An 11,068-nucleotide genomic window follows, 5' to 3' on the forward strand; every position below is an offset into this window, starting at 1 on the left:
GGAAATCCTACATTATTTCGATAATCGTAGTACGAATGCTTCAGCCGAATCCTTCAATGCAAAACTGAAAGCCTTTAGAAGTGTGTTCCGAGGTGTTAGAGACACTACTTTCTTCCTATATCGGGTGGTGAAATTATATGCTTAAAAATCTAGCCCCTCAACTTTTCGGTATGATCCTTTTAAATTCCGTCCACAACTTTTGTACATGATCCTAAGGAACCGTACGAAAGTGTATCAGTTAAACAAAAAATAGATTGGCAGAAATATAGTAGTTTTCAGGTATTGTCGTGGTAGCAAAATGCATATATCTTTAGATGATAAAATCATACGGTTATGAAGAATTGTAGGAATCTCTATTTACTTTTGCTGGTTTTGCTGTTTTCATGCGGAAAGGGTAACGAAGAGAGAACAACTACAGACGACTTTGTGGCGCGGATGTCTGATAAAGCATATCTAGGAAGTGCGAAATCTACTCTTTATCTGCATGGATACGAGGCATTCCCGTCAGTGCCCGGAAAAGGAAGTTTTAGTTTAAGTAGTGTGTTGGGAGATAGTGTAACGTTGACTTTAATTTGTGAACTGACTAGCGGAGATGGATTCAGTTTTGGGATGCCTGGAAAGCAATCAGACAGAGCCTGGTCTGCCAAATTTGACTCAGGTAGCTTTGCAATCCAGGAAAATGGTATTATGTCGGGAAGTGTTCAGGCAGGCGACCAGGAAGTGTCTTGGGATGGGCAACTGTTCACAGATAGGATCATGCTAGATGTTAAATTAAAATATTTAAAGCAACAGGGGAGTATAACGGCCGGATCAATTGTTGTTATCCATCTTGACCTTTCTCATTCAAGTGGCGATGCTAACGAAGATGCTAATGGTTGTAGGACGATTGTCTGGGAAAACCGATCTGTATTTAATATTTATAATGGCGGAGTTGATATCATGCGAGTTCCAGTATGTCATGATTAACGTATATGTGCTATATGGTTCAAAATAATTGATTTGTAGCCTTTTTGCTTATCCACGAAAAACAGGGTTTTTATATGAATTTCATTTCCGTTGCTCTATGAATCAACGAGGCGGAATTGCTCACTTTAAATTTTTGCAATAGATTTCTTCGATGGGTTTCCACAGTGAGCGGGCTGATAAACATTTGTTCTGCAATCTGGGGGGTAGTCTTCCCAACTGCCATTAATTGGAGTACTTCGTGCTCTCTTTGCGTAATTTTAGGAACAGTGCTTTCCGGTTGTTTCATGATGGATTCTATTTCAGCGCTCAGAATCTTATCACCCCTCATTACGGCATGGATAGCATTTATGAGCTCACCGGCAGAAACATTTTTGAGCAGATATCCGGAAGCTCCGGCATCCAGCATGCGCTGCACAATACTACCTTCACTGATATTACTTATCGCAATTACCTGTGCTTTGGGGTGATTTTTTTTAACGGCCAATGTAGCATCAATACCGTTTATCTCCGGCATGTTGATGTCAGCTAAAACAACATCTGCCTTGTTGGTTTCCAGAAATCTCAGGGCATCTCCTGCATTGGTAAATGTATGCAGGAGTTTTATATCCTCATGATTATTGAGGATAAACTCGAACCCATTCAATACCAATGGATGGTCATCTATTATTATTACCGAAATCATATTATTCATATACGTGTTTATTTTTAAGGAATTATTTATTCCGGTTGATTTTAAATGGCATTCATGAACTCGTTTCTTATGGTTCATGAGCTCGTTACACTCAGTTATTTATGGGTAGGTATTTGAACGTGAAATGACAAACCCTTTCCCGGGTACGTATCTATTTCGAGATGTCCGTTTAACAATGCAATGCGGTTACGGATATTTGATAGCCCCATGCCTTTATTGTCTCCATTTCCGGTGCTTTGTTCAAACCCTTTACCATTGTCTTCGACGGAGAGATATAACATATCGTTCTCTTCCGAACATTGGACCCATACCTGATCAGCTTCGCTATGTTTCAGCGCATTGGTCAGCAGTTCCTGTACAATACGGTACACCGAAATCAGAAAAGGATGGGAATAATTTCCACGTAATTCCGCAGATTGAAAATCAATGGACATATGGGGTTGCGTCATGCTTTTGCATAAATCTTTCAGTGCATCTTCAAGGCCTCTATATAATAGTGAATCCGGCATGAGGTTACGGGATACACGACGTAATTCGTTTACAGATTGGTCAAGCTGACGTATGATGGATTGCAGATCTGTGATGGTTTCAGCATCAATTTCCGGTATATCTATATAATCCGTAACGGCCGAAAGCTTCATTTTTACGTTAGCCAACATACCCCCCAATCCGTCGTGCAGGTCTCTAGCCAATCGGCTTCGCTCCCGTTCTTCGCCCTGCAACATGGCATTATATAGATTGATCTTCGATTCTTGGCGATGATTTTTAAGCTCTTCTTGCAGCAGCAATTCCTTTTGTTCCAATAATCTTTTTTTATTCTTCTGCGTTCTATACCAGGTAAAACCCAATACAACAAGAAGCATACACAGCGAAACAGATACGATGGCGATACTCCGATTTTTTTGTAAGGCAAAAGCTTGTTCCTGATGTTGGGATTTTATCTTTAAAAGCTCCTTTTCTTTTTCAGTCGTTCGGTATTTATGTTCCAATTCCAGGATCTGTTCTCTGTTTTTGTTTGTGAAAAGACTGTCGGCAACAATCTTATACGCTTCATACCATTTGACTGCCTCTTCATATTGATGCAATGCAACGGTTGTCGTTGCTAAATGGTAATAGACCATCTGTTTGTTCGCTAAAGACTGTGTTTGTTCTATATACAGGAGCACTTCCAACAATTTTCCCTTTGCCTCGCTATTTTGTCCATTCTGCTGATATGCCTTGAACTGATCATAGAGAACTGTAGCAATGAGCTCGTCATTCTTCTGCCTTTTTGCGGCAACAAGGCCTTTGGAAAAATGTTCGTGGGCTCTTTTATGGTCTTTCGTAGCAACATAATAACTGCCCGATACGGAATGGTACATGGGGATATAGACAGAATTTGGTATGTGGCCTGCTATCCTGGAGGCCGTATCGAGCAACTTTTCGGATTGACGGTATTCCTTCGCAAACAAAGCATTTCGTGCTGCATTGACATAGAGGGTCAGTCTTTCTTCCGGGGCCTTTTTTTTCCGGAGTAAGCTTAAAGCTTTACGATAATATTGATCTGCTTTTGCGTATTCCTGTAGATTCATCAGGTTCATAGCAACATTTTGATAATTAGCGCCCAGAAGTGTAATATCGCCTGTCTGTTCAGCCAATGGAATCACCTTATCCAATAAAATCTCGACATACTCATTTGCCTTACCTTCACGTTGCAAAAGCGCGCCATAGCTTCCCCAGAGACGGGCACGAAAACGAACGGTGTTTACTTCTTGACCTGTATCCGTATTTTTCAGCAATCTCTCCGCTTCCATGTACAGGTCTTTTGCCCTGTTAGGGTCTTCGTCAAAATAGGCGGAAGCTGTATAGAAAGCGATCAACGCCCTATAATAATCTGTTTGTATTTTTGTTCCCAGCAGACTTTCTGCTTCAGAGATATATTGTAGAGCTTTATTGGTATCATGATCAGACCAGAAGAAACTCAGGTCGAGCAGGGACACCGCCTTTTCTTCCGGTTTTTTTATATGATTAAGCTCCCGGTACAGGCTATCACCATATCGAACGAGTTGATTTTCAGACTGGCAATATACTTGAGTAGCTGTCGATAAAAAATATAAAATAAGTAATCCTATTGTTTTCGACACGTGCAATACTTTTAATGTTTATCATGGTAATATACGTAAAATACCCTATTAACAATTCGGAACCATGCCCATGACTAGGCCATCGGGAGTCCAGATTGGAACTACACGCATTTGACAACCGGATACATCACCATCATCATTGATCATGACTTTGCGCTTGGTGTTAAAATTTAAACGCAGCGTAGATCCTTTGGGAAACGGGTCACTTGCTTCTTTGAAGTAAATCTGGGCGGTCATCTTCGCCTGCTCTCTTTGCATCGTTCCGTCAAAGCGCATATCCTGCGCCGCGCTTTCGGAATTGCCACTTATTTTTTCATTAACGATACGGAAGAAAGATGCCGATTCATCTTCCTCAATTCGAAAGTTAAGACCATCGACTTTCCCGCGCATTTTGAAATTAAGTTCGCCAAGTTTTCCGAAATTCGCCAAGAAAATGACAGATACGGAATCATCAGATGCTTCGATTAGCGTAATCGTTCCGTCACCGTCCCAGCTCATATCTTCAAAACCTTTCCCCGTAAGTACCTGCGTCACTGAGCCTTTAAAGGGTTTTCCTCCATATTCTCCCGTGAAATTCTTAAAGTTTGTATTTTCATCAATTTCTTTAGCGCATCCTAAAAATAGAATGCATCCAATTAATAGCACTATTTTTTTCATCTCACTGTCTATTTAAACTAGCGCCAGACCATTCGCCCTCCACCAGTTTCAATTCGATCTTTCCCTTTCCAGATCACTGGAATAACGCCAGGTGAATTGGGTTCCAATGGATCAACATTATATTGTTTTCCATCATTTGGAATAATTTTCATGTCCCACATATAACCTAGCGGTCCCGATTGTCTGTAGTCACTACCAATCAGCAGGTATTTCCCATCAGGAGAAAACAAAGGCCTTGATTCTTTAAAATTACTTGTCGTTACTTGCCTTAGATTTGAGCCGTCGATATCCATCGTATAAACATGGTTGGCAATTTGTAATGCAAGCTGGGTTCCTTGTTGATTAACATCCAATTTGCCCCACTCTTGATAGTCCATTTGCTTGACCAATGTTCCTGATGTATAAGGGGGATCGAGTCGAATAATGTATTTACCATGCATAATCAGCAAGGAATTATTAGGCAACCACAATCGGGAATCATTAAAACCAAAACGTTCGCCATTGATATTAAGGATACGTTGGACAAATTCACCGTTTCTTTTCAAAATAGTAATCCCATCCTCTTTATCGGTGGATGTGACCATAATTAAACTATTGTCAGGGGAAAGAAATCCTTTGCAATAGGTGTTGCCTCCGGGGCTATTGTAAATAAACTCTTCCACAATACTTCCATCGGCAATATCACTTAAAGTAAATCGGTTATCATATTTCCCCAGACTACTCGCGTTTATCACGTTCAGTTTCAGTTTGCCATCACGTGATACATCAAAATTATTCAGTTTGGAATCGTCAGGAATAAAAGAACCACCAACGCCATCCGGTAAACTTACTTTGAGAATACCTTTGGTAGCCCAGTCGTAATAAATCGTACCTTTCAATTCCCTGGGATACAGTTGATTTCCTCCATTTTCTACATCTCCATCTTTAGAGCATGCTGCGAAAGTGATTAATACACATATGCAAATAGCAAGGATTGTCGTGAAATTTTTCATGTCCGTCGTTCTTTAAATTTACCAATCAAAGGTAACGTACCGTAAAAAGGCAGTCAATCCACGAAAACTAGGATATTTAGGCAGCGATGTAAATGCCTTCACTTGAAAAAAGTAGTAATTCCCCTCGTCCATCTGTGGCCTGGGAAACCCCACCGCTTCTATCAGTGACTGTTCTAGCTTTCGGTATTTAGGATGAATGTGGGTGACTTTTAGGGAGTTCCCCTTTCTTTCGCGTATTATCGACAAACTTCCGATTGTAATTCCCAGTTCAATCACTCGAACTTTCAAATAATCGTTTCAATATATTTTTTACTGCTTAATTTCAATATATTTGAGAAAAGGATTCAATAAGACAGCACTATGGTGTTAATATAGATTTACCCGGAAATACATGTGGCTGCTGATTCAGCAATTGTTATTAGTGAAAAATTCCAATTCGAAGGAAGTATAAATCGCCCAAAGCTGGTAGCATTTCCCGTGATTTCATGTCCTTGGCGGTAATTTCCAGAACTTTTGCAAGAAACGTCTGCTCGCTACCATCCAAATGGTTCGCGAGGTAATATTGTAAACGGTGAAGGTAGAAACGTAAATATTCCTGTTCCTTAAGGCTAAAAATTCGCATGACAAAATAACCCGAAATGTGAATAGGGTTCATATGGAACAACAGTCCAATATCAAAGCCTACGCTTTTGTTTCCCTGTTTTTCTGAGTATAAGGCGTTTGTTTTTAATGAATTTGGGATTTATTCGAGGTAACTTTTAAAGAATTTATCTTTGCAGTTACGTGTTTTTCTAAGCGCTTTACGCGAATTAAGTTTCTGCACTATAGGAAATCATAGGTGTCAAGCGTTGTCCGCAAGCCTCAGGCATACGGGATGATTGGAGCGTTATGAAAATATGGTTGTAAGCAGGCATCAACCATGTTCCTTTTGTTGGACACGCTTTACAAATCAGACGCAGCTGTTATCGTATTTGTGTTTGGTTGCATAATCTTTGGGACTAACACCGTACTGTTGTTGGAAATTTCGAGAAAAATGTGACGCGGTACTAAAACCTAAAATATCCGCAATTTCATAGATCATATATTCGCCATCTAATAATAGCCGCGTAGCCTTTTTTAATCTAGTTAATTTTATAAGTTCGTTGGGAGATAGGCCTGATAGTGTCTTTGTTTTGCGATAAAGAGTAGGTCTACTCATATTTAATCGATCTGCTAACATATCAACAGATAGGGATGAGTCTGCCATGTTTTCTAAAATATGCTTGTTGATTTTCTTTAAAAAAGCCTGGTCAGCCTTGTTATGCCCGTCGAAATCCAATACGCTCTCAGGCATACGCTGAAAGTGATCCTGTATATACTTTCTGTTACGCAACAGATTTGCTATTTGTGTGACTAGGAAATTTGGTGAAAATGGTTTTTCAATATAGGCATCAGCGCCAAATTCCAGTCCTTCAATTTTCGATTGTAAGCTCGTTTTTGCCGTCAACATAATAAAGGGAATATGATTGTATTTTTCATCTTCTTTCATTTTGGCGCAAAACTCATAGCCGGATAATCCAGGCATCATGATATCACTTACTACCAAATCTATATGATGCAGATGAACATAATCCAATGCTTCTCGTCCATTAGTCGCTTTTAGGACTTCGTATTTGTCTTCTAAACTATCAGCAATAAAATCCAAGATGTCGACATGATCGTCAGCTAACAAAATAATGGATTTTTCCGTATCGACGTTTGTAGGGAGCATAGTGTTTATAAAGGTATTTCTATAACAAATATATTTAAATTTTTTGAATCATTTTTATACGCTAACGTCCCTCGGTGTAACGATATAAAGGATGAAGCTAGGGCTAATCCCAAGCCTGAACCGTTAATACGGTAATGTTTGCTGGCCCGTTGAAATGGCTCAAAGATTAACGACTTATCTTCATCCGAAAGCAAGACGCCGTCGTTCATTATTTCGATACGGAAAAAATCTCGATCGGGTATTGTATGTAAATTGATGTGAATTTCATTATCGGCATACTTAATTGCGTTCGATAGCAAATTCGAAAGTATTTTATACATCGCTTCTATGTCGACATTGGCGTAAAGCCTACGTTGCACGGATTTGCTGACCTTGAGTTGTTTGGTTTCTATTAAAGGCTCGAAGTCTTGCAAGCATATAGATAAAAGAGAGCTGATGGAGTGATTTTTAAGGTTTAGTGAAAAGTGGCTGCTTTCTACTTTTCGGAAATCTAATAGATTATCAGTCAATAAAAGGAGTCGGTCTGTATTTTGGTGGATTGTCTTTAGCCACTTTTCTGACTTTTCAGGTGTATTCCCCTCTATTATTTTTTCTAGAGGACCTTTAATCAACGTCAATGGCGTTTTGATTTCATGGGTAATGTGCATAAAGAAATCCATTTTGGCTTTGTATAGCTCTTTCTCGTTGTGATTTTTTATCGTTTCAAGTCGCCTCCGATTCGTTTCCTTTATTTTTTGGTCATAGCGTTTGATAAGCCATCCTATTAGGCTGGCGGCTAGTACGCCATACAAAATATATGCTGGAACACTTGCCCAAAGAGGGGGAAGTATTACGATTTCCAAAGATTTTATGTTTGAAATCGGCATTCTATTCGCATCAGCCGCCATCACTTCAAAGGTGTACTTCCCCGGTGGAATCTTGGTGAAATTTGCTTTTGTATCTTTTTGCGAAAATGTCCATGTCGTGTCTAGTCCTACTAACCGGTAGAGATAAGAGGTAGAGCTCGCTGAAGCAAAGTTTAATGCAACAAAATCAAGACTAACCGTTGATTCATCATGTTTGAGTTTTAGACTCTTTGTATAGAGTATTGATTGCGACAGCTGGTCATTTTTGCTATGGGGAGTCAATTCGCGTTGGTTTGCTTGAATGCCGGTAATATAGATAGGGGTGTCGAAGTCCGTTTTATATAGGTCTGTGACTGAAGATGGATTGAAGCGAATCAACCCTTTTGATGCGCCGAAGTATAGCCATCCGCGGGAATCTTTGAATGCAGAGTTGTAATTAAACTGCAAGTCTAATAATCCGTGTTCCAGGCTGTATGTTTCAATTCGACTAGTACGGGTATCCATTTTCACCAAGCCCTTGGTCGTGGATATCCAAAGGTGTCCGAAGTTATCCTCCTGCATCGCCAGTATGAGATTGCTTGGTAATCCATCTTTCGTAGTAAAGCGCTTAAAAGACTGGTCACTTTCATAGAGACATAACCCACTCTCGGTTGCAATCCAAATTGAACCATTGGAATCCTGAAACACACGATTAACGCGATTGCTACTAATGGTTTTGTTATTTTTCGGATCATGAGTAAAGCGTATGGGTTTTTCCGTCCCCGGTTCTAGTTTATACAATCCGTCACGCCACGTGGTGAACCATAACGTATGTTTGTTATCTTCAAAGATAGATGTAAAAAAGACATGGCCCGGAACTCGTTTATACGGTATAAATTGATCTTTACCCGGAAGAAATTCGACGACGCCAGGACCTGTTGATAGCAAAATTTTGCCATTTGATGTTCTAAAAATATGATAGACAAAATTGTTCTTTAAGGCATGGTTCGTATTGTTGGAGTCAAAGTGTTTTATCACTTTCTTTTTAGGTATGTCAATAACATCAAGCCCTTGAAAAAAGGTGCCGATCAATAAGCTATCACCAGCGATTAGTAAGCCGTGTATGTTTGTATGAGCGAGAGGGGAGTCGGATCCGAAATTTATGAAATCATCAGTCTTCTGATTCCAGAACGACAGCCCTTGATCTTCGGTGCCAATCCATAGGTTTTCCTCCTTGTCTTCAACAATTTCTCTAACCGCGTGACCGACGATGGAATTTCGAGAGTTGCGAGGAAATATCTTCTCAAATACGTTATGCTCGGAGTGAAAATAATTTACTCCGCCGAAAAATGTACCAACCCATATCCCATCTTGGTTATCTTTTAAAACGGTATAAATGGCATTATCTGAAAGACTCCATGGATTGTCTTTTTCGTGGAGAATAAATTGGGTGGTATTAGATTTTATCTCATGTAAAACTAACCCGCTCTCCGTAGCGATCCATAGTTGGTTGTCGTTGATCTGCTTTATATCCCGCACATAGAGAGGTTTATTTCCCGTATTCTTAATGACGTGTCGCGATTCTTCCGTTTTTCTGTCCCATTGGAATAGCCCTTGCTGGGATGTTCCAATCCAAATGTTATTATTCTGATCAGTAAACAGTCGTTCTACCCTTCCTAGGAATGATTTGTTGTTTGAAAAAAGATACCGTTTTCCGCTTTTAAGGTTGCAGATACTTTTTTTTAGCCCTATCCAAACCTCGTTATTGTGATCGATGCAAAAAGCGTGAGTAACCTCATTCCACCGCCTGGCGTATGTAGTATCGAGATACTGGGTTTTTGGATCGTATTTATAGAGTCTACTGTTGCATATAAACCAAATATTGCCATTCCGGTCTTCTTCAATTTGTAGAGTCTCTTGCTTTTTGATTTTATCAAAAAGAGAAAATTCTTCTTTTTGGGGGTTATAGATATATATACCCTGATCTGTTCCCACCCAAATTTCATTTGTATTCCGTACCATTAGGCTATGGATGAGGTTGCTGCCCAAGCTTTTTTCGTTTTCCGATTCGTGGAGGAAAGTTTTAAAATGAATACCATCAAATCGGTTCAGCCCATCTCGAGTGCCAAACCAAATAAAGCCATTTTTATCTTGCACACTGCATAAGATGGCATTGTTCGAGAGGCCATTGTTCACTTGAAAGTGGTTGAAGTAATATGGAGATGCTGACAAAGTTATCCCAGAAAGACAAAATAAAAATAGGTTCAATAGCTTCGTAAACATGTAATTAGGTGTTATATTTTAAAAATACCATAATTTTTGTAAAGAGAGGTCATATCGTTTAGAAAGCTCATTTTTTGCCGTTTTTGCCAAATCTCAAACTTTTTTAAGGAGAATAATTGGATAACGGTGCAACGAACGAATGATACAATTATGAAACAAACTGATACGATTATATAAAATAATTAACTTGCGGTTGCGTAAAATTGTATTGCCGATAACTTGTTGGAGAAGGTTCATGATTCTTTGCGTTTAACACCTTCGAAAGTGGAGCGCGAAGACCAGTAACGTTTCGCAGGAAGGTAGCTATTGCTTACCCATACAAGATTGATGACGCATCTTTATTTTATCGAGGATAAACCAGCCCTCTAGCGTTGCTTTAAATGGATTTTTAATGTGTTTTATGAGTTACAATTTATTGATAATTAAAAGTTTACTTTTCGGTGTTTTGCTACCGCATCTATCAATTGGCAAATGCGGCGTATTTGATCAAAAACAGGAGCGTCAGGGTTCGACCGTAGAGACTGACCGACGAAGTTCAAAAAAGGTCGATTACCTCACGGTATCCGCCGATTCGATAAAAGTTGTCATAGATGATAAGTTACCTCTTGCTGATCCTTTTGTGTTGTATCATCAAGGGAAGTATTATGCCTATGGAACACGGGTTAATGGGTTTGAAGTATATGTATCACATGATCTTAAATATTGGAAGCGTTATCCGCGGTTAGCATTATCACCCAATGATTCTTGGGGGGAACGGTGGTTCTGGGCCCCCGAAGTGTACT

Annotated in this window: 10 protein-coding genes and 1 pseudogene; 3 read left to right on the forward strand and 8 right to left on the reverse strand. The window is 39.6% G+C overall.

Annotation, left to right across the window (positions count from 1 at the left end; all coding sequences use genetic code 11):
* The first annotated feature begins 4 nt into the window (after positions 1 to 4).
* Positions 5 to 145 carry a transposase gene (locus HP439_RS14980; protein ID WP_425501376.1) on the forward strand — a complete coding sequence of 47 codons (141 nt, stop codon included), beginning with the start codon at positions 5 to 7 and terminating at the stop codon, positions 143 to 145.
* Between the two features lie 188 nt (positions 146 to 333).
* Positions 334 to 966, forward strand: coding sequence for a hypothetical protein (locus tag HP439_RS14985; protein ID WP_172391149.1), 633 nt, complete (start codon positions 334 to 336; stop codon positions 964 to 966).
* 70 nt (positions 967 to 1,036) lie between these two features.
* Here the strand turns inward: HP439_RS14985 and HP439_RS14990 are convergent, their stop codons facing one another.
* The 8 genes from HP439_RS14990 to HP439_RS15025 form a co-directional block, all read right to left on the reverse strand.
* The gene (locus tag HP439_RS14990; protein ID WP_172391150.1) at positions 1,037 to 1,648 is read right to left on the reverse strand and encodes a response regulator transcription factor; all 612 of its coding nucleotides are present in this window, start codon (positions 1,646 to 1,648) and stop codon (positions 1,037 to 1,039) included.
* A 104-nt stretch (positions 1,649 to 1,752) separates the two neighbouring features.
* On the reverse strand, positions 1,753 to 3,780 hold the full coding sequence (locus HP439_RS19685; RefSeq protein WP_172391151.1) for an ATP-binding protein: 2,028 nt from the start codon (positions 3,778 to 3,780) through the stop codon (positions 1,753 to 1,755).
* A 48-nt stretch (positions 3,781 to 3,828) separates the two neighbouring features.
* A complete protein-coding gene (locus HP439_RS15000) occupies positions 3,829 to 4,437 on the reverse strand; it encodes a hypothetical protein (protein WP_172391152.1) in 609 nt (202 codons plus the stop codon).
* A gap of 17 nt (positions 4,438 to 4,454) precedes the next feature.
* Positions 4,455 to 5,429 carry a TolB family protein gene (locus HP439_RS15005; protein WP_172391153.1) on the reverse strand — a complete coding sequence of 325 codons (975 nt, stop codon included), beginning with the start codon at positions 5,427 to 5,429 and terminating at the stop codon, positions 4,455 to 4,457.
* 18 nt (positions 5,430 to 5,447) lie between these two features.
* Complete coding sequence (locus tag HP439_RS15010; protein WP_172391154.1) at positions 5,448 to 5,717, reverse strand: hypothetical protein; 270 nt, start codon at positions 5,715 to 5,717, stop codon at positions 5,448 to 5,450.
* Positions 5,718 to 5,847: 130 nt separating this feature from the next.
* Positions 5,848 to 6,084: a hypothetical protein gene (locus HP439_RS15015; RefSeq protein WP_172391155.1), complete on the reverse strand. Its 237-nt coding sequence runs from the start codon at positions 6,082 to 6,084 to the stop codon at positions 5,848 to 5,850.
* 294 nt (positions 6,085 to 6,378) lie between these two features.
* Positions 6,379 to 7,179 carry a response regulator transcription factor gene (locus HP439_RS15020; RefSeq protein WP_172391156.1) on the reverse strand — a complete coding sequence of 267 codons (801 nt, stop codon included), beginning with the start codon at positions 7,177 to 7,179 and terminating at the stop codon, positions 6,379 to 6,381.
* Positions 7,180 to 7,184: 5 nt separating this feature from the next.
* Positions 7,185 to 10,286, reverse strand: a complete 3,102-nt coding sequence (locus tag HP439_RS15025; protein ID WP_172391157.1) for a ligand-binding sensor domain-containing protein — start codon at positions 10,284 to 10,286, stop codon at positions 7,185 to 7,187.
* A 400-nt stretch (positions 10,287 to 10,686) separates the two neighbouring features.
* Here HP439_RS15025 and HP439_RS19435 point away from each other — a divergent pair.
* Positions 10,687 to 11,068: pseudogene (locus HP439_RS19435) on the forward strand (hypothetical protein); the annotation flags it as partial.

Origin of the sequence: Sphingobacterium shayense (assembly GCF_013179575.1) — a bacterium.
GTDB classification, from domain to species: domain Bacteria; phylum Bacteroidota; class Bacteroidia; order Sphingobacteriales; family Sphingobacteriaceae; genus Sphingobacterium; species Sphingobacterium shayense.